A 21385-nucleotide genomic window follows, 5' to 3' on the forward strand; every position below is an offset into this window, starting at 1 on the left:
ACCTCCGCCTTCGCTCCGGCCGTGCGCGAGCTGGGCACGGACAACGTCCGGCAGCGCCCGTCAGGCGCGTCGGCTCAGGTGGTGACGTGCTCGCGTCCGGCCAGCTCGATGAGGTGCTGCACCAGCGTCAGCAGCACGTTCTTGGCCGATTCGCGGTGACGGGCGTCGCACAGCATCACCGGGGTCTCCTGGTCGAGATCGAGTGCGTCGCGCACCTCGTCCTCGGTGTAGCGCGGCGCCCCGTCGAAGCAGTTCACCCCGACCATGAACGGCAGCCCACGTCGCTCGAAGAAGTCCACGGCGGCAAAGGAATTGCCGAGGCGCCGGGTATCGGCCAGCACCACCGCGCCGAGCGCACCGCGGGACAGCTCGTCCCACAGGAACCAGAACCGGTCCTGTCCCGGCGTGCCGAACAGGTACAGCACCAGATCGCGGTCGATGGTGATGCGGCCGAAGTCCAACGCCACCGTGGTGGTCGATTTGGACTCGACGCCCGAGAGATCGTCGACGCCGCTGCTGACTTCGGTGATGAGTTCCTCGGTGCGTAGCGGCGCGATCTCGCTGATCGACGACACCATCGTGGTCTTGCCGACGCCGAAGCCGCCGGCGATGAGGATCTTGACCGACGCGGCCAAGTGCTGGGCCCCGTCGGGATCGAGCCGGGCGGGGTCAAAGTTTTCTGATGCCATCCAGTACCGCTCGCAATATGTTGAGATCGCCGGGGCCAGCCTCCGGTTGCACCGGAGCCCGGAAGATCAGTTGTCCCTCGCCGATCAGGTCGCCGACGAGAATCTTGGTCACCGCAAGGGGAAGTTTCAAGTTGGCCGCCACCTCGGCCACCGATTGCGGATCACGGCACAGGCGCACGATTTCCGCGTATTCGGGCTCCGGCCTGCGCATTGTCGGTGCGGGAGAGGCGGTGATCACCACCGTCACGATGTCCAAATCGTGACCTGCGCCCATGGTGCGTCCACGGGTCAGCGCGTACGGCCGGATCAGCGGTCCGGCCGCGTCGTCGAACCACGGCTCACCCCGGCGCGTCATGGCAATCGGGCGGGGGTGGACAGATAGGAGCCGACACGCTGGACGGTCACGTTCATCTCGTACGCCACCATGCCGAGATTCGCGTTCTCGGCGGCTTGCAGCGCGAGGCAGGCGTTGTCGCCCGCGGAAGTCACGAAAAGCACGGCGCGGTCGAGTTCGATGACCGCCTGGCGCACGCCGCCGCCGTCGAATCGACTGCCCGCGCTGCGCGCGAGCCCGTACAGCGTCGAGGACATGGCGGCGAAGTGTTCGGCGTCGTCACGGGTCATCGCGGCGGAGCGGCCGAGCAGCAGTCCGTCGGTGGACAGCACCACCGCGTGCCGCACACCGGCCAGCCGATCCACCAGATCGTCCAGCAGCCAGTTGAGATCACCGGGTTTGGGAGCGGTCACTACACGCCTTCCTGTTCGTCGGCGGGCTGCGCACGGCGACCCTGCCGGGTTCCATTCTCGATGGCGGACATCAGATCCCGGGCCTGTTCGGCGGAACGCTCACGTTCGGCGACGGGTTCCGGGGTCGACGGCTGCGCCAGTTGGGGCGCGAGATTGGTCTGTCGGTTGCGCTTGGGCAGCACTGGCCTGCCGTCGGCGGTGGTCGCGGGCGGGGCGGAGGTCGATCCGTTCGGATCCGGCGCCGCCGGTTCGGGTTTCGGCGCGGCGGGCGGGTCCATGGTGAGCACCGCGGCCGTCGGTTCGGTAGCGCCGCCGGGCGTTTCGGTTCCGGGCGCCTCGATGAACGGCACCGGATGCCGCGGGCGTCGCGTCTGATCGGTGGCCGGTGTCTCCGGTGCGCTCGGCGCGGTCTCGGTGACCAGCAGCGCGGTCGGGAGGAGCACGATGGCGCGGATGCCGCCGTAATCGGATTCCGCGAGCCGCACCGTGACACCGTGCCGGACACCCAGCTGCGCCACCACGAAAAGCCCGAGGCGCGAATCCGCCGAGAGCGTGGCGACACCGAAGTCCGGTGGGTTGCGCAGCATCTCGTTCACCCGCTCCAGCTCGGCCTCGGGCATGCCCATGCCCTGGTCGCTGACCTCGACGACCACACCGCGGCCGACGACGTTGCCGAAGATCTCCACCCGCGATTGCGGCGGGGAGAACGCGGTGGCGTTGTCGACCAGCTCGGCCAGCAGGTGCACGAGGTCGGCGACCACCGTTCCCAGCACACGCACCTCGGGCAGCCGCGACACGCGCACCCGCGCGTAGTCGAGCGTCTCGCCGACCGACGAACGCACCAGATCCATCAGCGGAATCGGGTAGCGCCACTGCCTGCCCGGCTGGCCGCCGCCCAGAATGATCAAGTTCTCGGCGTTGCGGCGCTCGCGGGTCGCCAGGTGGTCGAGCCGGAACAGCGTCTCCAGCAAGGCCGGATCCTCTTGGCGCGCCTCGGCCTCGTCCAGGATCTCCAGCTGCCGGTGCACCACGATCTGACTGCGGTGGGCGATATTGAGGAAGACCGCCTTGACTCCTTCGCGGGTGCGGGCCTCGTCCACCGCCGCCGACACCGCGGCCGCGTGCGCGTGTTCGAAAGCCTGCGCCACTTCGCCGATCTCGTCGCGGCCGTAGTCCAGGCGCGGCGTCTCCTCGGCGGGATCGACCTGTTCGCCCGCGCGCAGCCTGCGCATCATGTCGGGCAGCCGCTCGTCGGCCAGCGCCAGGGTCTCGCCGCGCAACCCCTTGAGCCGCCGGATGATCCGGTTGGCCATCAGCACGGCGACCACGATCGCGGCGACACTGACCAGCAGCACGCCACCGCCGCCGAAGAGCGAGGTGAGCGCGGAATCGGACGACTTCTCCTCGGCCAGCCGCTGAGTGTGCTTGTTCTGGGTGATCCACAGATCGAGCAGCCCGCGGTTGATCTCCGCGGCGGCGGCCTGCCAGTCCTGCGGGGAGAGCGGCAGCGGCTCGGCCTCCTCGCGGCTCGCGGTGCCGGTGGACGATTCGTCCTCGACGGGCGCGACGTAACGCCGTGCGATGGCGTTCTCCATCGCGGACAGCCGCTGCCACGCCTCGGATCCGGTCAGCGCGGCGGCCGCTTCGCGCTGCTCGATGTCGATCTCGCTGGCCAGCAGTCCGATCTCGGTGTGGTAGAAGCCGATTTGGCGCAGGTACTCCTCGACCGGCAGTGGCAGGTCGCCGTTCGCGGTGACCATCGCGACGGCCAGCGCGTGACCGCGCGACATGGCCTCGGCGGCGTAGAGCAACCGCATGCCCTCGGTGATCTCCACGCCGATCTCGGCGTCCGGCGCGGACTGCTGGGCGACCTGCGAGCCCACCGAGACGACATCGAGCAGCCGGTTGTAGAAGCCGTACGCCTCGGCCATCGGCAGTTGGCGCGAATCCGTCTGCGCGCGAACGCCGGCCAGATGCTCGGCCAGGGTGTTGAACCCGGCGAGGTCGTCACCGATCTTCGAGTCGTCCACCTCGCGGATTCCCTCGGAGGCCTCCAGCAACTTGCGCAGCGCGCCGTCGAGCCGCACCCGCGCCGCGGTGAGCGCTGGGCCGTTCGAATCGTCGCCCGCCAAGTGCGCCAGGGTGAGGTGGCGTTCTTGTTGCGTCGCCTCCATCAATTCCCTGGTCGAGGGAATCGCGGCCTGCATCTGGGCCGCCCAGTCTTTCGCGGTGTTGCCTTGATCGACCAGATATCCCGCCGCACCCACGCCGATGACGAGCAGAGTCAGGCTCGGCAGGAGCGCGATCGCCAGTATCCGGCTCCGGACACCGAGCCTCGCTCTGAACATCGGGACACCGTAAGTCAGCGGACTACACGGCTGTAATTCCGGTCCCGCTGAGCGGGACTCGATTTGACAACGCGAAACGAAGCTGATCCACGACTGAACGAAACATGGGCAGGTCCGATTTGTCTTCCCGACCGCGTGTGCTGGAGGGGCGCGACAGCGTAGATTGTGTGTATCCCGAAGTTACTCACAAGTAGGAGGCAAGGATGCCCGCGCCGGAAGCCGGAGTCTTCGACCGTCTGAGCGCGCTCGCCGCGATCGACGGCCACGAGGCTCGCTCGCGCAAGACGATCGCCGAGACGTTCACCGGCAAGCCGCTCGGCTCCGTGCCGGTCGGCACCGCCGAGGACGTGGCGTCGGCGTTCGCCAAAGCCAGGTCCGCGCAGGCGCGCTGGGCCGCCCGTCCCGCCGCGGAGCGCTCCGCGGTGTTCGACCGCTTCCGGGCGCTGCTCATCGAGAACCGCGAAGCCCTGATGGACGTCATCCAGGCCGAGACCGGCAAGGCGCGCTGGGCGGCCCAGGAAGAGATCATGGGCATGATGTTCGCGGCGCGCTACTTCGCCAAGGTCGCGCCGGGCCTGCTGGAGCCGCGCAAGGTGCCTGGCGCGTTCCCGGTGCTGAACCGCGCCGCGGTGCACGTCCACCCCAAGGGCGTCGTCGGCGTGATCGCCCCGTGGAACTACCCGATGGTGCTGTCCATCGGCGACTCGATCCCCGCCCTGCTCGCGGGCAACGCGGTGGTGGTCAAGCCCGACAGCCAGACGCCGTACTCCGCGCTGGCCGCCGCCGAACTGCTCTACCGCGCCGGGTTGCCGCGTGACCTGCTCGCGGTGGTGCCGGGCCCCGGCACCGAGGTCGGCACCGCCATCGTGGACAACTGCGACTACTTGATGTTCACCGGCTCCTCGGCCACCGGCCGGGCCCTCGCCGAACAGTGCGGGCGCAGGCTCATCGGCTTCTCCGCCGAACTGGGCGGCAAGAACCCGATGATCGTCACCCGTGGCGCGAACCTGGACAAGGCCGCCAAGGCCGCGGTGCGAGCGTGCTTCTCCAACGCGGGCCAGCTGTGTATCTCGATCGAGCGGCTCTACGTCGAGAAGGCGGTCGCGGACGAGTTCACCGAGAAGTTCACCGCCGCGGTGCGCGCCGCGAAACTGGGCGCCGCCTACGACAATTCGGCCGACATCGGCTCACTCATCTCGGAGTCGCAGCTGGAGACCGTCACCAAGCACGTCGCCGACGCCACCTCCAAGGGCGCCAAGGTGCTCGCGGGCGGCAAGGTGCGCCCGGACCTCGGCCCGCTGTTCTTCGAGCCGACCGTGCTCGCCGACGTCACCGACGAGATGGAGTGCGGCCGCAACGAGACCTTCGGCCCGCTGGTGTCGATCTACCCGGTCGACTCCGTCGAGGACGCCATCCGGCTGGCCAACGACACCGAGTACGGCCTCAACGCCAGCGTGTGGGCGGAGAGCAAGTCGGCGGGCGAGCAGATCGCGCAGCGACTGCACGCCGGCACCGTGTGCGTCGACGAAGGCTACGCCCCGGCGTGGGGCACCACCGCGGCGCCGATGGGCGGCATGGGCATCTCCGGCGTCGGGCGCAGGCACGGCGCGGACGGTCTGCTGAAATTCACCGAACCGCAGACGGTCGTGGTCACCCGATTCATGAATCTGGATCCGCCGCCGCTGATTTCGCAGGACAAGTGGCAGCGCTTCCTGATGTTCGTCGCGCGCAGCCTCCGGTTCCTTCCTGGTCGCTGAGTTCGGGGCCTGGCCGGCTCGGTCTGCGGGCGAGCCGGCCAGGCGTCCCGTCGCCGGGCCTCAGGTGAGCCGTTCGGCTCCGGTGCGCGGCGGCGGACCGGCCGCCAGTGCTGCCGCTTCCTCGTCGGTCAGCAGGCGGGATCGGATGAGGAAACGCACGCCCTCCGGCGTCTCCAGGGAGAAGCCGGAGCCGCGCCCCGGTACCACGTCCACCGTGAGGTGCGTGTGTTTCCACAGCTGGAATTGATCGCCGCTCATCCAGAATTCGGTGTGGAATGGCAGCTGTCCGAGCAGCACGTCGGCGGCCCCGACCTGGAACTCGCGGGCCGGGAAGCACATCGGCGAGCTGCCGTCGCAGCATCCGCCGGACTGGTGGAACAGTACCGGCCCGTGGTGTTCGATCAACCGGCGCAACACCACTTGCGCCGCGTCGGTCATGCCGACGCGATGGATCCGGTTCGACATCAGAGTGATCCGATTCCGCATCAGAAGAATCCGAGCTTGGTAGGGGAGTAGCTCACCAGCAGGTTCTTGGTCTGCTGGTAGTGGTCCAGCATCATCTTGTGGTTCTCCCTGCCGATGCCGGACTTCTTGTATCCGCCGAAGGCGGCGTGCGCGGGATAGGCGTGGTAGCAGTTGGTCCACACCCGGCCCGCTTTGATGGCCCGGCCCATCCGGTAGGCGGTGGCGCCGTCCCTGGTCCACACGCCCGCGCCGAGGCCGTAGAGGGTGTCGTTGGCGATCCGGACCGCTTCGTCGACGGTGTCGAAACGGGTCACCGCCACCACGGGTCCGAAGATCTCCTCCTGGAAGACGCGCATCGTGTTGTCGCCCTCGAGAACGGTGGGCTGGATGTAGTACCCGCCGGGTAGGCCGTCCACCTTGCGCGCTTCGCCTCCGGTCAGCACGCGGGCGCCTTCCTGCCTGCCGATGTCGATGTAGGACAGGATCTTCTCGTACTGGTCGTTGCTGGCCTGGGCGCCGATCATGGTCGTGTCGTCGAGCGGGTTCCCGCCCTTGATGGCCGCGGTCCGCTCCAGGCAGCGGGCCAGGAACTCGTCGTAGATGGACGAGTGGATCAGCGCACGCGACGGGCAGGTGCAGACCTCGCCCTGGTTCAGCGCGAACATCACGAAGCCCTCGACGGCCTTGTCCAGGAATTCGTCGTCGGCGGCCATGACGTCGGGCAGGAAGATATTGGGGCTCTTGCCGCCCAGCTCCAGGGTCACCGGAATGATGTTCTCGCTCGCGTACTGCATGATGAGCCGCCCGGTGGTGGTCTCGCCGGTGAACGCGACCTTGGCCACCCGCGGACTGGCGGCCAGCGGCTTGCCCGCCTCCACACCGAAACCGTTGACCACGTTGAGGACTCCGGGCGGCAACAGGTCCGCGATCAGCTCCACCACGAGCAGGATCGAGGCGGGCGTCTGCTCGGCGGGCTTGAGCACCACGCAGTTGCCCGCGGCCAGCGCGGGAGCCAGCTTCCACGCCGCCATCAGAATGGGGAAGTTCCACGGAATGATCTGCCCGACCACGCCGAGCGGTTCGTAGAAGTGGTAGGCGACGGTGTCGGCGTCGATCTGGGCGATGCTGCCCTCCTGGGCCCGGATGGCGCCCGCGAAGTAGCGGAAGTGGTCCACCGCCAAAGGCAGGTCGGCGGCCAAGGTTTCGCGGACCGGTTTGCCGTTGTCCCAGGTCTCGGCGACCGCGAGCGGCTCGAGGCTGTTCTCCAGACGCTCGGCGATCTTGATGAGGATGTTCGCGCGCTCGGTCGGGGAAGTCGCCGCCCATGCCGCGGCGGCGTGGTGCGCGGACTCCAGCGCCAGATCGATGTCGGCCGCGGTGGAACGGGCGACCGAGCAGAAGGTTTCGCCGTCGACGGGGGAGGGATTGTCGAAGTACCGGCCCTCGATCGGGGCGGCCCAGTCGCCTCCGATGAAGTTGTCGTAGCGGGTGGCGTAACCGACTATCGCGGCGTCGGAACCCGGTTTGGCGTAGATCATCGCAATCACTCCTCGCGCGAAACCCATCGACGACGTCACTATGGACGGTGAAGGTTGGCGCGAGGTTGGTGACCGCGTCGGGTCAGCCGTGCAGTGCGTTGTGCAACCGGGCGGCGACCACCGCGCGACGCACGTCGTCGGCGGGCAGCAGCCGCAACGCGTGTTCGTGCACGGCGATATCACCCGTCGCGCGCTCGCCGAACGCGATCGCGTGCTCGGGACGGTCACTGGCCAGGACCGCGGTGCGAATGCCGACCTCGAGATAGTCGCGCCATTCGACGACGCCCGGGGTGTCGGAACCGGGAAGCAGCGGGCCGCGGTAATGCCACACCGCGCTGGAAGTGTCGCCCGCGGTGATCGCGGCGAGCAAATCGACCGCGTCGCAGGACAGCGGACCGGTCAGCATGTAGCGACGATTGGCGATCTCACCACCGGTGGCCCGGCGCAAGTGCGAGACATCGGCTTTCAGGGTGCTGGTCGAGACCGGACGGTCGCCGTAGACCGCCACGTGCAACTGCTCGGGGGTGTAGCCCTCCGGTTCCAGCGCGAGCAGCGCGAGGATCTCCAGCTGACGCGGCGGCAACGGCACCGGCCTGCCGTCCCGCGACAACCGTGCGGTGCCGAGACATTCGAGCCGAACCCCTTCTGGGGGCGGCGGCGCGCTCGTGCGCAGCACCGTCTCCACCGCCGTCACCAGAGACCGCACCGAGGCCATGGCCATCGGATGCGACCGGCTCCAGACGCTGGACAGATCCAGCACCCCGAGCTGCCTGCCGTCCGGCGCGTGGATCGGCGCGGAATAGCAGACCCAGCCGTGCAGCGCGGCGACCAGGTGTTCGGCGGAGAAGACGGTGACCGGGCGGTCGTCGTGCAGCGCGAGGGACAACCCGTTGGTGCCCATATGGCTTTCGTCCCAGCAGCCGCCCGGCGCCAAGTTCACATCCTCGGCTTGGCGCCGCAGTCTGCGGTCGCCGCCGGACCACAGGATCGTGCCCGCCGCGTCGCTGACCACCGCCAGGTATTTCGCGTCCTCGGCGATGCTGCGCATCTGGCCCGCCAGCTCGGTGACCGGCTCGCGCAGTGGGGATTCCGCCCAACGATCGTCGATCCGGTCGAGTGCGGGCGCGACGGCGCGGGCCGGATCGACGGTGTGCAGCGAACGTTGCCAGGACTGCGCCACGTCGTCGCGTAGGACACTGGACGCTGGACGGACACGAGCGCGGGAGCCGGTGGTCGATGCCCACCGGCTCCACTCCTTCTCCAGTTCTTCCCGCTGCCGGGTGAGGGTGCGCGAGAGTGCCACCTCGGAAAACCCTTGTCGTAGAGTGAACTCGCCTCTTCGTCTTCTCATCATGGCGGACGCAGAACCCCGACGCGCCGGTTTCGCAGCGGGCATCAGGCGAACCTCCGCGCACGCCACGGCCATAGGGCGTTCCTCCGCATCGGCTTCGGCTGTGCTCGGCTGAAGACCGCTTCCGTCCGGCGGTGCCGATTAGGCTCGGGGCATGGGCAAACGAGAGCGACCCGCCCGAGTCGCCGACGTACACGCCATCGCGCGCGGCATGCCGCACGTGACCAATGCGGCGGGCCCGCTCGGCAACGCCATCTACCAGGTCGGCGGGAAGTCGTTCGTCTTCTTCCGCAATCCACGGCCGGACGCTTTCGATCCGCACACCGGCGAACGCTACTCGGACGTCATCGTCATCTGGGTGCCCTCGGAATCGGATAAGCAAGCGCTGGTACAGGATCCGGACTCGCCGTTCTTCACGACCACGCACTTCGACGGACACCCTTCGGTCCTGGTGCGCGCCTGCCGCCTGGACGAGATCACCGTGGGCGAGCTCACCGAGATCATCCAGGACGCCTGGCTCTCCCGCGCCTCACGCAAGCGCGCCACCGACTGGCTGGCCGCCCATCCGCCCGCCCGGCACTGAGCTGCGCACGATGAGGCCGACCGGCGGGTGCGCGCGTCTCACTTGTTGAGGAAGATGCCCGCCACGTCGGCGTTCTTGATGGGCGTCTCCGCGTTGCGCTGGCCCGCGCAGAGCAGGTCGACCGAGAGGATGGTGGCGTCGACGGCGGTGCCAGCGGGTTCGCGCTCGTCACCGGTTTGCTGTTTGACGAACTTGGTGATCGTCATGCGCTTGGTGTCGGCGTCCTGCTGGACGTACTCGCTGCACGGTGTGTCGCCGCCCTTGTTGAGCGCGCGCTCGATGTCGGTGCAGCCGGTCAGCAGCAGCGCGGCGGCCGCCGCGCCGAGGACGGTCCGGGTCACGGTGGCGTTCATCTGCTCCTCCTGGTCGCCTGGTCGAGCGGATGGGCCGCCGCGATCGGTATGAGGGTAAGCGGGTCGGGCTCGGGTGTGTCGAGGCGGTCCGGTGTGTCGATCAGGCGAGGCAGGTGCGCAGCGGCACGTTCAGCTCGGCCGAGGTCAGTGACCCGTGGTGGCCGAGCATGGCCGATTGCAGCGGTTCGGCCCCGGTGCGGATGACACCGCGCGGGCCGCGCGCCGCGACGACGAGATCGCCGATCCGCTCGACCACCGCCGACCCCACCGTCGGCCCGAACCAGCCGCGTTCGATCACCTCGGCGCGCGGCAGCACCGCGAAATCCGCACCGAGCGTCTCCCGCCACGCCGCCGCGACATCGTCCACCGCGCCGTCGACGGTGTAGACGTGCCGGGCCCGCGGCTCGCCGCCGAGGCGGTCGACACCGGCGCGCAATGCCTCGACCGCGTCGAAGTCCACCGTTCCGGTCAGCTCGACCATGCCGTGATCGGCGGTCACCAACAGCGCCGCGTCGGGTGGCAGGTTTTCGGCGATCGTCGCGGCGAGGCGGTCGACGTGCGAGAGTTCCAGCCGCCAGGCGTCCGAGGACGGACCGCGCACATGACCGGTGGTGTCCAGGTCGCCGTGATAGGCGTAGACCAGCGAGCGGTCGCCCGCGCGCAAGGCGGTGGACACGCCGTCGACCAGATCGCCGAACGACAGGCTCGGGCGGAAATCGCAGCCGCGCAGCACGGCCCTGGTCAGCCCGGAGCCCGCCTGGTACATCGGGGCGACCTGCGAGACGCTGATCCCGGCGCGGGCGGCGCGCTCGAATACCGTTGCGGCGGGCTGGAACTGCTCCGGCACGAGTTCGCGCAGCAGGTCCACTTTCGGACCCTCGCCGTGCAGACGCCAGCGCAGCGCGTTGACCAACCGGTCGTAGCCGGGCACGTTCATCAGGTAGCCGACGATGCCGTGCTCGCCCGGCGGCACCCCGACGCCGAGCGAACTCAGGCTGGTCGCGGTCGTGCTCGGGAAGCCCGCAGAGAGCTGGCGGGGCGCGAGGCTCGACAGGAAGGGCGCCTCCTGCTGGTGCGCGGCGAGCGCTTCCGCGCCGAGCCCGTCCACCAGCAGGACGCAGATCCGGCGAGCGGACAGGCCCAGGCCGAGCCGATCGATTTCGCCGGGCACACCGAGACAGGCCAGGACGGAGGGGAACAGGTCGGCCAGGGAACCCGAGCCGTAGGGAGGCGCGTCGAACACGAGGTCAGAATGTCAAGATCGGCGCGGCCACGGCAAGGGGTCAGGCCTGTCCGGTCTCGAATCGGCTGATCCGGCCGTCGCGCACGATGAACCGCCACGCGGTGCGCATCGATCCCCAGCGCGAATTCGTGTAGTCGGCGAGCAGTTCCATGCCGCCGTCGGTCACCGATTCGACCTGCATCCGGCCGTTGCTCGCGAAGATCTCCGCATCGGTCCACTGCGCGACATCTCGCTCCACGCCGTCGTCGGACATGGTCGCGTCCTCGGTGAGCACCGCGCGGAAGCGGTCGGGGTCGTTGGCGTTGAGCGCGTCCACGAACTCCTGGACGACGGGGTCGAGCTGCTGTGCGGACATCCGGTCATCCCTCTCGGCTCACGGTAATCGGGTTGAGCAGTGACGGAACAGCAAACATCTGGCGCCCACTCTAGGGCAGAAACCGCCGTACCGGGTCAAGGCCCGGGCGCGAGAAACGAAGACACCGTGCGCAGTACTTCTTCGACCAGTTCGGGAGCGGTCGTGCCGAGTTGGCTGCTCCGTTTCTCCAGCTGACCGTCCAGCCACAGCGAGGCGAGGCCGTGGCCGATGCCCCACCAGGTGATGCCGAGGATGTCGGCTTTGTCGGCGGGCAGCAGACCGGCCGCAACGCAGTCACCGATGGCATCGGCCAGAACCGCGAACGCGGCGTCACCCGCGACTACGGCGTCGGGGTGCTTCTCCGGTTGGGAGAGCTCCGGCCGGAACATCAGGCGGAAATAGGCGGGCTGCTCGCGCGAGAAGCGGACATAGGCGACGGTCAGTGCGCCGAGGGTGTCCAGCGGTGAGCCGGTCGCCGCCGCCCGCGTGGCGGTGAGTTCGGCGGCGAGCAACTCGAATCCCTTGGTGGACAGCGTCGCGAGCAGCGCGGCTCGGTCGGCGAAGTGATGATACGGCGCGCCGGTGCTGACGCCCGCCTCCCTGGCCACGCGACGCAGGCTCACCGCCGCGATGCCCTCGGTTTCGATCAGGCGCAAGCAGGCGGCGATCAGCTCATCACGTAGTGCGCCGTGGTGGTAACTGGTCCGCTTCACCATCCGAGCGTATGCGACGGGGGCTGGACAACCTATCTATGCGGTGCTTAGATTATCTAAGCGGCGCTTAGATTCCGGCCGTCTCGACTCTTCCCCAGACAGGTGGGACACATGAGCAACCAGGTACTAGTCACCGGCGCAACGGGATTCGTCGCCGGACATGTCATCGCCGAACTTCTCGAACACGGCTACCGGGTCCGCGCCACCGTGCGCGACCTCGCGAGTACCGGCAAGCGCGCCCACCTCGTGGAGCTCGCGCGCCGCCTCGGCGCGGACCTCGAGTTCGTCGCCGCCGATCTCGACCACGACACGGGCTGGGCCGAGGCCGTCGCGGGTTGCGCGTACGTGCTGCACGTGGCCTCGCCGTTCCCGTCGTACGTTCCCGACGACGAGCGCGAACTCGTCGAACCGGCCGTCCAGGGCACGCTGCGGGTGCTGCGCGCGGCCGCCGCGGAGCCGGGGGTGCGCCGCGTGGTGCTCACCTCCTCGGTCGCCGCGATCGCCTACGGCCACGACGTGGACGAGGTGCGCACGGAAGCGGATTGGTCGGTGGTGGAACGGATTCCGCCCTACCAGAAGAGCAAGACGCTGGCCGAACGCGCGGCGTGGGACTTCGTCCGCGGCCTGCCTGCCGAGCGCGGCCTCGAGCTGGCCGCGGTGAACCCAGGCATGATTCTCGGCCCGCTGCAGCACCCCGCCACCAGTACCTCGCACGAGCCGATTCGGCGGCTGCTGGCGCGCGACGTGCCCGGCTCGATTCGCACCGGCTGGACACCGGTCGACGTGCGCGATCTCGCCGTGGCGCACCGGCTGGCGATGGAACTGCCGCAGGCCGCGGGCAACCGGTACATCTGCGCGGCCGATGCGCTGTGGATGGGCGAGCTGGCCAAGATCCTGGCGGACGAATACAACCCGCGCGGCCTGCGGGTGCCCACCCGGGTGCTGCCCGACTGGCTGATCCGGTTCATCGCCCGCTTCGACAAGGGTCTCCGGTTGGTCGTTCCGGTGCTCGGCCGCACCGAGTCGGTCAGCGCGGACAAGGCGCGCAGGGAACTCGGCTGGACCATGCGCCCGGTCCGGGAGACCGTGCTCGACACCGCCGAGAGCTTGCTCAGCTTTGGCATCGTCGACGCGCCGGGTGTGCGGCCGAAGGCGACCGCGCCGCGGCCGGCCTCGAACGCGCTCGGCGCCTGAGGGGCCGGCATGGTGACCGCGACTATCGTCCTGGCGATCCTCGGCTTCGTCCGTCGCTGGTTCCGCCGCGATCGGGACGCCTCGAATACCGAAGGGCAGGCGCGCCGCCTCGACGCGGCGGCCTTGCGCCGCTTGGGCCGCAGCGCGATACAGCGCCCGGTGCCCGCGCTGAGCGCGGCGGTCGCGCTGCTCGGCGTGGCCGTCGCGGCGAGCGCGATCGCGCAGTGCTGAACTCGTCCGGCGGCCTCGGGTGGCGGGCGCGCCGAGCCAGCGGGTAGACAGTTCTGGTGACAGTGCAGCGTCCGCTCCGTTTCGGCGTGAACATGGTGACGCCGGAGTCCAGGTCCCGATGGATCGAAAAGTGCCGCAGGGCCGAAGGATTCGGCTTCGACGTGATCGGTGTCGCCGACCACCTCGGCCTGCCCGCGCCGTTTCCCGCCATGATCGTGGCCGCCGAGGCCACCGAACGGGTGCGGCTCAACACCTTCGTGCTCAACACCGCCTTCTACAACCCGGTGCTGCTGGCTCGCGACGCGGCGGGCGCGGACCAGCTCACCGACGGGCGCGTGGAACTCGGGCTCGGCGCGGGCTATGTCCGCGCCGAGTTCGACGCCGCGGGAATCCCTTTCGAGAGCGGTGGTCAGCGGGTGCGGCACCTCGAGCGGACCGTGACCACGCTGCGGGAGTTGTTCGCCGACCCGGACTACCAGCCGCGCCCCGCGCAGCCGTCGGGCCCGCCGCTGCTGCTGGCCGGGTGGGGCGATCGGCTGCTGAAGCTCGCCGCCGAGCAAGCGGACATCGTCGGCTTCGCGGGCGGGGGAGCGGTGACGCCGGGCGGCCCCGTGCAGCTCGCCGACGAAGACAAGATCGCCGAGCGGGTGGCCTACGTCAACGGGCGGCTCGGCGATCGCGCGGGCGAGGTCGAACTCAATCTCCTGTTGCAGCGCGTTGTCTCGCGGGAAGATTGGCCCGCGCTCGCCGACGCTTACGCACCGGCGCTGCCGCCCTCGGCCGCCGACAGCCCCGAGCGGGTCCCGGCCCTGCTCATCGGTTCCCCGGACGAGATTGCCGACCGCGTCCGAGAACTGCGCGAGCGCTTCGGATTCAGCTACTTCACCGTGCTGGAGAGCAGTATGGAGCAGTTCGCCCCGGTCCTCGCCCGCCTGCGCTGATCCGGGGTTCATGCGGGCCGCTGCCGCATCTCGATGGCTGCCGTTTGCTCACAGGTCATTTCGATTCGTGGGCGAATGTGCGACGGTAGGCAGTCGGGGTGGTGCCGAAGTGTCTGCGGAAGTGCAGTCGAAGGTTGGCCGCGGTGCCGAGACCGCAGCGTCGGGCGATGTCATCGATGCAGTCGTCACGCGATTCGAGCAGCTCTCTGGCCGAGTCGAGCCGTGCCCGCAGCAGCCATTGGAGTGGGGTCAGCCCGGTTTCCTGGACGAAGCGCCGGGCAAAGGTGCGCGGCGAGGTGTTGGCATGGCCTGCCAGTGCGGCGATGGTGAGGGGTTCGTCGAGGTGTTGCAGCGCCCAGGCGCGGGTGGCGGTCAACGCCGTTGCGGCGTGCGCTCCCAATGGTGTTCGTACATATTGCGCCTGTCCGCCGTCGCGATGCGGTGGCGCGACGATGGCGCGCGCGATCTCGTTGGCGGCGTGTGCGCCGAGGTCGCGCCGGACGATGTGCAGGCACAGATCAATGCCGCAGCAAACGCCTGCTGATGTCAGGATCTCGCCTTCATCGACGTAGAGGACATCGCGATCGACCGTCACCAGCGGATAAGCAGCGGCCAGCTCGTCCGTATGGCGCCAATGCGTCGTCGCCCGCCGCCCGTCGAGAATCCCGGCGGCGGCCAGTGCGAACGCGCCGGTACAGATGGACACCACCCGTCGGCCTCGTTGATGCGCCGCGCGCAACGCGGCCAGCACCTCCGGCGGAGGTGGACGGCGGTGCGGTGTATAGCCGGGAACGATGACGGTGTCGGCGTCGAGCAGGTCGCCCATCCGGCCGTTCACCGACACGGAGAAATCGGCGGCCGTCTCGACCTCTCCGCGGAGTCCGCAGATCGTCGACCGGTAGGGAGTTCCGGCGTGTGGGCCGAAGACGCCGGTGGGGATGGCGAGGTCGAAAGGGATCACCCCGTCCAGCGCGAGGATGGCGACACGATGCACGGGCATGGCGTTAATCTAACGAATATCGGCATTCCTGCCACTCGCCGATCAATACCGCGACGCCGATGATCGGGGAATGACTGATCAATCGCCTAGTGCCGACCTGGAACTGCTTGCGCTGCCGACAGCGCCGTGGACGAACGTCGTGGTCGAACTCGTGGTCGCGGCGGAAGCACCGGCGGTGGCCAACCATAGCGTCCGCAGCTTCTTGTTCGCCCGGCTGCTCGCGGCGCACCGCGGCATGGTGGCCGAACGTGACTTCGACACGAAGTTACTGTTCGCCTCCTGCGTGTTACATGACATCGGCCTGAGCGAGCGGGGCAACGGTGATCAGCGCTTCGAGGTCGACGGCGCCGATATCGCCGCGGAGATCCTTTCCGGCCACGGCCTTGCCGCGGCCGATGTCGACGCGGTCTGGATGGCCATCGCCCTGCACACCTCGCCGGGCATCGCTGAACGTCGCGGATCCCTGTGCGACCTGACGCGCAACGGTATCGCCATGGACGGCGGGCTCTTTCCCGACGCCGTGAGCGACGCGCAGGCAGCGGTGATCCATCGAGCCTATCCTCGCCTGTCGTTGGCACGGACCCTGGTCGATGTCATCGTCGACCAGGCTACTGCTCGTCCGAACAAAGCGCCGATCTGCACCATCGCAGGCGAACTGGTCCGAGAACGCTCGACCCCACCACACATCACCAGCCTGGAACGGATGGTGAACGAATCCAGATGGGGGGAATGAACTGCGGAGGGGCTGCGAAAGTTCCGTGCTTCGGAGTCGGCGTCCCTGTGTACCTGACTCATGCTTCGCCCGGGCAGGCCTTTGCGGCCGAGGGTGACACCGATGCCCTGGAGTTGTGATTTGCGTCACTCGGCACTGGGCCTTTTGTCGGTGCGCGATGGCATGGTGTTCGGCATGCCTTCTACCGATTCGGCCGCTTCCGTCGATGTCATCCGGGTGCTCGGGGCCAGCGAGCACAATCTGCGCAATGTCTCGCTGGAGATCCCCAAGAACAAGATCACCGTCTTCACCGGTGTTTCCGGGTCTGGCAAGTCGTCCATTGTCTTCGACACCATCGCCGTCGAGTCGCAGCGGCAGCTCTACGCCACCTTTCCGGCGTTCGTGCTGAACTTCCTGCCGCGCTACGAGCGGCCGCACGCCGAGGCGATCGAGAACCTGACCGCGCCGGTCGTCATCGATCAGCAGCCGGTCGGCGGCGGCCCGCGTTCCACGGTCGGCACGATGACCGACATCTACTCGATGGTGCGCGCGATGTTCGCCCGATTCGGTTCGCCCTCGGCGGGATTCGTCTACAACTACTCGTTCAACGTGCCGCAGGGTATGTGTCCGGACTGCGACGGGCTCGGCATGACGGTCCGCGCGGATCCCGACCGGCTGATCGATCGCACCAAGTCGCTCAACGAAGGCGCCATCCTGCTCCCGGGTTACGGTGTGGGCAGCGGTGATTGGCAGCTCTACGGCAATTCCGGTCGCTTCGATCCGGACAAGAAACTGGCCGACTACACCGAGGCCGAGTACGAGGACTTCCTGTACGGCAGCGGCGGCAAGGTGGAACTGACCTTCGCCAAGGGCACCTGGAAGGCCGACTACGAGGGGCTCGCGGCGAAGTTCACCCGCACCCGCCTCCAGCGCGACACCTCCACGCTCAGCGAGAAGACCCGCGAGCAGATGCAGAAGTTCCTCACCGAGGCCGTGTGCCCGAGCTGCCAGGGCGCCCGCCTCAATGCCGCCGCGCTGGCCACCGAGATCGGCGGCCGGAATATCGCCGACTGGTCGCGGATGCAGATCACCGACCTGATGGCGGTGCTCGACGAGATCACCGACCCGGCCGCGCTGGGCCTGGCCGACGCCATCCGGACCGCGCTGCGGCGCGTCGCCGACATCGGACTCGGGTACCTGAGCCTGGACCGGTCTACCTCGACGCTCTCCGGCGGCGAGGGCCAGCGGCTCAAGATGATCAAGCATCTGTCCAGCACGCTGATCGGGATGACCTACATCTTCGACGAGCCGAGTGTCGGGCTGCATCCCCGCGACGTCGGCAGGTTGAACGATCTGCTGAAAGCATTGCGGGACAAGGGCAATACCGTGCTGGTGGTCGAGCACGACCCGGATGTCATCCAGATCGCCGACCACGTGGTCGACGTCGGTCCGCGCGCCGGTGTGCACGGCGGGCAAGTGGTGTTCCAGGGCAGCTTCGCCGAGCTGCGCTCCGCCGATACGCCCACCGGCGCGGGTCTGCGCAGGCCCTTCACCGTCAAGGACACCTTCCGCGCCGCCACCGGTGAGCTGCTGATCGAGCACGCGAGCGTCCACAACCTGCGCGATGTCACCGTCGCCATCCCCACCGGTGTCCTCACCTCGGTCACCGGCGTGGCTGGTTCGGGCAAGAGTTCCCTCATCCGAGACGTGTTCGTGCGCCAACATCCCGAGGCGCTGTTCGTCGACCAGTCGCCGATCGCGGCGTCGTCCCGGTCGACCCCCGCGACCTATCTGGGATTGATGGATCCCATCCGCAAGCTGTTCGCCAAGGCGACGGGCGAATCGCCGAGCCTGTTCAGCTTCAACTCCGACGGCGCCTGCAAGCAGTGCGAGGGGCGCGGTGTGATCATCACCGAGATCGCCTACATGGATCCGGTCACCACCCACTGCGACGCCTGCGACGGTCGCCGCTTCGGCGAGGACGTGCTCGGCCACACCCTGCGCGGCAAATCCATCGCGGACGTGCTGGAGATGTCGGCGGAGGAGGCGCTCGCCTTCTTCACGGAGAAGGCGCTGAACGGCAAGCTGCGCACCATGAACGAGGTCGGCCTGGAATACCTGAGCCTCGGCCAGGCGATGAGCACGCTCTCCGGCGGCGAGCGCCAGCGCATCAAGCTCGCGACCCAGTTGCAGAACACCGGCTCGATCTACGTACTCGACGAGCCGACCACCGGCCTGCACATGTCCGATGTCGACACCCTGCTCGCGCTCATGGACGGCCTCGTCGAACGCGGTAACACCGTCGTCGTCATCGAACACAACCTCGACGTCGTCGCCCACTCCGACTGGGTGATCGACCTCGGCCCCGACGGCGGCAAAGACGGCGGCCAAATCGTCTTCACCGGCACTCCCGCCGACCTCCTCGCCCACCCGACCTCCCTGACCGGCGAATACCTGCGCAAGTACAAGGGAGCCTGACCCGAACCCCGCGGCCGCACCGACGAGAATCGGTGCGGCCGCGCGGTTTCCGGCGACGGCCGTCAGAACATAGCGGGACAGCCGTGCCAGAGCCCCAGCTGCGATGACGGACACGCGATCTCCGCCTACGGACAGCACGTCTGCGCAGGTGGGAGGCTATTGTCATGACCAGTTCACAGACCAACGGGTTTCCTTCGGGTGAGTTCCGGATCGTCGAGCTGGATTCCGGACTATGCCTGACCACCAAGCCCGGCATCACCAGCAGGACTGACGGCAACCAGGAGTACAACGCGCGTCACGGTATGGCTACACAAACCGGAAACCCCGCCGTCGAGGTGCTCTCGGTCACCGGGGAGCCACGGCAACGCTGGTACACCGACGGCGCCCTGTTGATCAACACAGTCAAAGAAGACGTCCGCGGGAACTTCGCCCTCCGGATCAGCCCCGATTCCATGAGTAGCCTCGGCGACGGCAACAACCCGGACTACGTGGAGATGGTCGGTATTGGTTCCATCCATGCCGCTCAGTTGCAGACCAAGGATGGATATATCTACCTGGAGGGTCAGCCCGAGAACGTCATCACCTATGCACCGGGCAATGAAGGAATGTTCGGCAAGGTCGAGCTGATCATGACCCCTCGCGGTGGTGCACACCAGCGCTGGCGTTTCGAGCCTGGAAAATAGCGCAGCACTGTCTGGGGTCCACCATTGTGAAAGCCGCAGGCCAGCAGCCTGCGGCTTTCACTGTCTGAGATTCCACGTCGCGCTGGGCTCGATAGGGCCGGGTTCGCCGAAGGTTGTTGCGGATGAATGAGGTTCGGCCCGGCGTGGAGTTACCCGAAGATGAAGAACTCCTGACATCAGCGGTTGTCGAGAGTGACAATGTCACGGCGACTCGCCCGAACACGAACCGAAGCGACGCGGGTTTCAGTTCGTCGGTACGGGGTGGAATGAGCCTGTCTCGTGATTCCATCCCTTGACCAAGACGGCGTCGGTGGGTTCGGCAGGCCAGCACTGAATCCGGATGTGTTGCCAATCGGTGAAATCCGTATCGGCCGACGTCGTCAAGGACACGCGCAACCGCAGCCACCCCCTCGGAACTGTCACCAGATCACCGCCGTCCTCGCCGTAGCACGGAGAAGCGAGCCTCAGCGCACCGGAGTCGGCTCGGAGGCTGCACTCTGTCACCGTGTCGAACGCTTGCTGTTCAAGCCTTCTAGTGGTCGAGCGCGACCCGGATGTCATCCAGATCGCCGACCACGTGGTCGACGTCGTGTCGAAGACCCGACGCTCAACAGTTTTCGGCCAGCAGGCCTCCGCGGTATCCGTCGGACACGCGGCACGGTTCTGGCCGGACTGGGGGCGTAGTCACGTGTACGCGCGGGCTGGTGGTCGGTGGCCCACCGTTAGGATGCGCCAATGCATGTGCGGAAGGGGGCGTCTCGGCGGCCGGACACGGTGTTTCGGTCGTGGCGGACGACGTTGGGAGTGGCGGTCGCGTGTCTGGGGCTCGCCGCGATTTGTGTGCTCGCGGTGGTGACCGATACCGCGGTGATCGGTGGCAAGATCGGGGCGCTGGTGTTTGTCGCGATCGGTGCGGAGATGGCGTGGTCCGGGTTTCGGCGTAGGCCGGATCTGGTGATCACCGACGAGGGTGTGGAGCACCGGGCGTTCGGGCGCATCGCGTGGTCGACGGTGGATCACGTGCGGGTGCGCCGGTGTTCGAGTGGCGACGCCATCGACCTGGTGCTGGCGCATCCGGATCGCGAGTTCGCGATCGCCACCGCGCCGTCCATCCCGATGACATCGCTGTCGGTCTCGCTGTTGAAGGTCACCGAGGCGATGCGTGAGCACCGACCGGAACTGGAGGTTATCGCCGACTGACCGGCGCGGACGACGTCGAAACTGGTTCCGGCGCAGCGTGGTCGATCAAGCGCATGTAGGTCCCGAGCAGACCGGCCGCGTCGAGCATGGCGAGACCCTGCGCGGTGAGTTTTCGTTGCCAGTCGTCCAGGGCGGCGGCCAATGCGGCTGTGCCACCGGCATTTCGGATCTGTTGCACCACGGTGGCGATCTGCTCCAGCGGATAGCCGCCGCGCCGGAGGAGGTGCGCGAGCTCGGCGTCGCGGACATCGCTCGCACTGTAGCGGCGGTACCCGGTGGCTGGGTCGCGCACCGGTGCGAGGATGCCGACGCTTTCCCAGTTGCGCAGGGTCGCGGGGGTGAGGCGGAGGCCGTGCGCGAGTTCGCGGATGGTTCGGCTGTCGATGTCTTCCGCGTGATCGGCGAGGGCGTGGGACTCCGCCGTCAGGTGTTTCACCGCTCGCCGCACCGAGTCGAGGGTTTCCCGGTCGCGAAGCAATTGGCCGTGGCCGCCGTCGATGATGCGCAGGGCGTCGTCGAGTTCGTCGTCGTGGAGCGCGTTCATGATCCGGCCCGCGGTCGCGTGCCCGTACGCCGCGACGAGACCGAGGTAGGCGCGTAGAGCCACCGCGTGCACTTCGGTGTAGATCCGGTAGCCGGTGGGTGTGCGCTCGGCGGGCGGGAGAAACCCGTCGCGCTCGTAGTTGCGGACCGCTTGGGTCGAGAGGCCGTGTTCGCGGGCTAGATCGGAGGGACGCACAGTTATCACCGATTCGAGACTTTACCGCGCAGATGTCAGGTCGTAGCAGCGGAAGCCTCAACCGA

22 protein-coding genes are annotated in these 21385 nt (G+C 68.1%); 9 read left to right on the forward strand and 13 right to left on the reverse strand.

What is annotated here, in order from left to right; genetic code table 11:
* Positions 1-74 precede the first annotated feature (74 nt).
* Genes AB0H49_RS04590 through AB0H49_RS04605 form a run of 4 tightly spaced genes read right to left on the reverse strand, consistent with a single transcriptional unit; the run spans position 75 to position 3784 of the window.
* Positions 75-689 carry an ATP/GTP-binding protein gene (locus AB0H49_RS04590; RefSeq protein WP_355001630.1) on the reverse strand — a complete coding sequence of 205 codons (615 nt, stop codon included), beginning with the start codon at positions 687-689 and terminating at the stop codon, positions 75-77.
* Positions 670-1044 (reverse strand): DUF742 domain-containing protein, encoded by a 375-nt coding sequence (locus AB0H49_RS04595; protein WP_355001629.1) that lies wholly within the window; start codon positions 1042-1044, stop codon positions 670-672. Before AB0H49_RS04595 ends, AB0H49_RS04590 begins: the two co-directional genes overlap by 20 nt.
* The gene (locus AB0H49_RS04600) at positions 1041-1436 is read right to left on the reverse strand and encodes a roadblock/LC7 domain-containing protein (RefSeq protein WP_355001628.1); all 396 of its coding nucleotides are present in this window, start codon (positions 1434-1436) and stop codon (positions 1041-1043) included. The genes AB0H49_RS04595 and AB0H49_RS04600 overlap by 4 nt, the downstream gene beginning before the upstream one ends.
* Entirely contained in the window at positions 1436-3784 is a 2349-nt protein-coding gene (locus AB0H49_RS04605; RefSeq protein WP_357247139.1) for a nitrate- and nitrite sensing domain-containing protein, read from the reverse strand. Before AB0H49_RS04605 ends, AB0H49_RS04600 begins: the two co-directional genes overlap by 1 nt.
* Positions 3785-3987: 203 nt before the next feature.
* On the opposite strand from AB0H49_RS04605, the gene AB0H49_RS04610 reads away from it, so the two are divergent.
* Positions 3988-5541, forward strand: a complete 1554-nt coding sequence (locus tag AB0H49_RS04610) for a succinic semialdehyde dehydrogenase (RefSeq protein ID WP_357247141.1) — start codon at positions 3988-3990, stop codon at positions 5539-5541.
* Between the two features lie 60 nt (positions 5542-5601).
* On the opposite strand, the gene AB0H49_RS04615 is transcribed toward AB0H49_RS04610, so the two are convergent.
* The 3 genes from AB0H49_RS04615 to AB0H49_RS04625 all read right to left on the reverse strand — a co-directional run bounded on the left by AB0H49_RS04615 (position 5602) and on the right by AB0H49_RS04625 (position 8847).
* Positions 5602-6006 (reverse strand): DUF779 domain-containing protein, encoded by a 405-nt coding sequence (locus AB0H49_RS04615; RefSeq protein ID WP_355001625.1) that lies wholly within the window; start codon positions 6004-6006, stop codon positions 5602-5604.
* Positions 6007-6026: 20 nt separating this feature from the next.
* Positions 6027-7544 (reverse strand): aldehyde dehydrogenase family protein, encoded by a 1518-nt coding sequence (locus tag AB0H49_RS04620; protein WP_357247144.1) that lies wholly within the window; start codon positions 7542-7544, stop codon positions 6027-6029.
* Between the two features lie 82 nt (positions 7545-7626).
* Positions 7627-8847, reverse strand: coding sequence for a transcriptional regulator (locus tag AB0H49_RS04625; RefSeq protein ID WP_355001623.1), 1221 nt, complete (start codon positions 8845-8847; stop codon positions 7627-7629).
* 202 nt (positions 8848-9049) lie between these two features.
* On the opposite strand from AB0H49_RS04625, the gene AB0H49_RS04630 reads away from it, so the two are divergent.
* A complete protein-coding gene (locus AB0H49_RS04630) occupies positions 9050-9478 on the forward strand; it encodes an MmcQ/YjbR family DNA-binding protein (RefSeq protein ID WP_357247148.1) in 429 nt (142 codons plus the stop codon).
* A gap of 38 nt (positions 9479-9516) precedes the next feature.
* Here AB0H49_RS04630 and AB0H49_RS04635 read toward each other — a convergent pair whose 3' ends face one another.
* The 4 genes from AB0H49_RS04635 to AB0H49_RS04650 form a co-directional block, all read right to left on the reverse strand.
* Positions 9517-9831 (reverse strand): hypothetical protein, encoded by a 315-nt coding sequence (locus AB0H49_RS04635; protein ID WP_355001621.1) that lies wholly within the window; start codon positions 9829-9831, stop codon positions 9517-9519.
* A gap of 100 nt (positions 9832-9931) precedes the next feature.
* The gene (locus tag AB0H49_RS04640; protein WP_355001620.1) at positions 9932-11074 is read right to left on the reverse strand and encodes a nucleotide pyrophosphatase/phosphodiesterase family protein; all 1143 of its coding nucleotides are present in this window, start codon (positions 11072-11074) and stop codon (positions 9932-9934) included.
* A 40-nt stretch (positions 11075-11114) separates the two neighbouring features.
* Positions 11115-11429 (reverse strand): nuclear transport factor 2 family protein, encoded by a 315-nt coding sequence (locus AB0H49_RS04645; protein ID WP_355001619.1) that lies wholly within the window; start codon positions 11427-11429, stop codon positions 11115-11117.
* 95 nt (positions 11430-11524) lie between these two features.
* Positions 11525-12145, reverse strand: a complete 621-nt coding sequence (locus AB0H49_RS04650) for a TetR/AcrR family transcriptional regulator (protein WP_355001618.1) — start codon at positions 12143-12145, stop codon at positions 11525-11527.
* Between the two features lie 108 nt (positions 12146-12253).
* Between AB0H49_RS04650 and AB0H49_RS04655 the strand changes: the two genes are divergently transcribed.
* Genes AB0H49_RS04655 through AB0H49_RS04665 form a run of 3 tightly spaced genes read left to right on the forward strand, consistent with a single transcriptional unit; the run spans position 12254 to position 14508 of the window.
* Positions 12254-13336, forward strand: coding sequence for an aldehyde reductase (locus AB0H49_RS04655; protein WP_357247153.1), 1083 nt, complete (start codon positions 12254-12256; stop codon positions 13334-13336).
* A 9-nt stretch (positions 13337-13345) separates the two neighbouring features.
* Positions 13346-13567, forward strand: a complete 222-nt coding sequence (locus tag AB0H49_RS04660; protein ID WP_357247156.1) for a hypothetical protein — start codon at positions 13346-13348, stop codon at positions 13565-13567.
* 56 nt (positions 13568-13623) lie between these two features.
* Entirely contained in the window at positions 13624-14508 is an 885-nt protein-coding gene (locus AB0H49_RS04665; protein ID WP_357247159.1) for an LLM class F420-dependent oxidoreductase, read from the forward strand.
* Positions 14509-14563: 55 nt separating this feature from the next.
* Here the strand turns inward: AB0H49_RS04665 and AB0H49_RS04670 are convergent, their stop codons facing one another.
* Positions 14564-15508, reverse strand: coding sequence for a helix-turn-helix domain-containing protein (locus tag AB0H49_RS04670; RefSeq protein WP_357247162.1), 945 nt, complete (start codon positions 15506-15508; stop codon positions 14564-14566).
* A gap of 70 nt (positions 15509-15578) precedes the next feature.
* On the opposite strand from AB0H49_RS04670, the gene AB0H49_RS04675 reads away from it, so the two are divergent.
* From AB0H49_RS04675 to AB0H49_RS04690, 4 genes are all read left to right on the forward strand, one after another.
* Positions 15579-16241, forward strand: a complete 663-nt coding sequence (locus tag AB0H49_RS04675; protein WP_357247165.1) for an HD domain-containing protein — start codon at positions 15579-15581, stop codon at positions 16239-16241.
* A gap of 174 nt (positions 16242-16415) precedes the next feature.
* Positions 16416-18698 (forward strand): excinuclease ABC subunit UvrA, encoded by a 2283-nt coding sequence (locus AB0H49_RS04680; protein WP_357247168.1) that lies wholly within the window; start codon positions 16416-16418, stop codon positions 18696-18698.
* Between the two features lie 164 nt (positions 18699-18862).
* Positions 18863-19381, forward strand: a complete 519-nt coding sequence (locus AB0H49_RS04685; RefSeq protein WP_357247171.1) for a hypothetical protein — start codon at positions 18863-18865, stop codon at positions 19379-19381.
* 852 nt (positions 19382-20233) lie between these two features.
* Complete coding sequence (locus AB0H49_RS04690; protein ID WP_357247174.1) at positions 20234-20581, forward strand: hypothetical protein; 348 nt, start codon at positions 20234-20236, stop codon at positions 20579-20581.
* Here the strand turns inward: AB0H49_RS04690 and AB0H49_RS04695 are convergent.
* Positions 20568-21329, reverse strand: coding sequence for a MerR family transcriptional regulator (locus AB0H49_RS04695; RefSeq protein ID WP_357247177.1), 762 nt, complete (start codon positions 21327-21329; stop codon positions 20568-20570). The two genes, AB0H49_RS04690 and AB0H49_RS04695, sit on opposite strands and share 14 nt — an antisense overlap.
* Positions 21330-21385 lie beyond the last annotated feature (56 nt).

It is taken from the genome of Nocardia sp. NPDC050713 (assembly GCF_040654315.1).
In the GTDB taxonomy this organism is placed as follows: domain Bacteria; phylum Actinomycetota; class Actinomycetes; order Mycobacteriales; family Mycobacteriaceae; genus Nocardia.

Bases quoted from the DNA above. Each gene is read 5' to 3' on its own strand.
- AB0H49_RS04590 (WP_355001630.1), bottom strand. From the start codon at position 689: ATGGCATCAGAAAACTTTGACCCCGCCCGGCTCGATCCCGACGGGGCC.
- AB0H49_RS04595 (WP_355001629.1), bottom strand. From the start codon at position 1,044: ATGACGCGCCGGGGTGAGCCGTGGTTCGACGACGCGGCCGGACCGCTG.
- AB0H49_RS04605 (WP_357247139.1), bottom strand. From the start codon at position 3,784: ATGTTCAGAGCGAGGCTCGGTGTCCGGAGCCGGATACTGGCGATCGCG.
- AB0H49_RS04610 (WP_357247141.1), top strand. From the start codon at position 3,988: ATGCCCGCGCCGGAAGCCGGAGTCTTCGACCGTCTGAGCGCGCTCGCC.
- AB0H49_RS04615 (WP_355001625.1), bottom strand. From the start codon at position 6,006: ATGTCGAACCGGATCCATCGCGTCGGCATGACCGACGCGGCGCAAGTG.
- AB0H49_RS04620 (WP_357247144.1), bottom strand. From the start codon at position 7,544: ATGATCTACGCCAAACCGGGTTCCGACGCCGCGATAGTCGGTTACGCC.
- AB0H49_RS04630 (WP_357247148.1), top strand. From the start codon at position 9,050: ATGGGCAAACGAGAGCGACCCGCCCGAGTCGCCGACGTACACGCCATC.
- AB0H49_RS04635 (WP_355001621.1), bottom strand. From the start codon at position 9,831: ATGAACGCCACCGTGACCCGGACCGTCCTCGGCGCGGCGGCCGCCGCG.
- AB0H49_RS04645 (WP_355001619.1), bottom strand. From the start codon at position 11,429: ATGTCCGCACAGCAGCTCGACCCCGTCGTCCAGGAGTTCGTGGACGCG.
- AB0H49_RS04650 (WP_355001618.1), bottom strand. From the start codon at position 12,145: ATGGTGAAGCGGACCAGTTACCACCACGGCGCACTACGTGATGAGCTG.
- AB0H49_RS04655 (WP_357247153.1), top strand. From the start codon at position 12,254: ATGAGCAACCAGGTACTAGTCACCGGCGCAACGGGATTCGTCGCCGGA.
- AB0H49_RS04660 (WP_357247156.1), top strand. From the start codon at position 13,346: ATGGTGACCGCGACTATCGTCCTGGCGATCCTCGGCTTCGTCCGTCGC.
- AB0H49_RS04670 (WP_357247162.1), bottom strand. From the start codon at position 15,508: ATGCCCGTGCATCGTGTCGCCATCCTCGCGCTGGACGGGGTGATCCCT.
- AB0H49_RS04675 (WP_357247165.1), top strand. From the start codon at position 15,579: ATGACTGATCAATCGCCTAGTGCCGACCTGGAACTGCTTGCGCTGCCG.
- AB0H49_RS04680 (WP_357247168.1), top strand. From the start codon at position 16,416: ATGCCTTCTACCGATTCGGCCGCTTCCGTCGATGTCATCCGGGTGCTC.
- AB0H49_RS04685 (WP_357247171.1), top strand. From the start codon at position 18,863: ATGACCAGTTCACAGACCAACGGGTTTCCTTCGGGTGAGTTCCGGATC.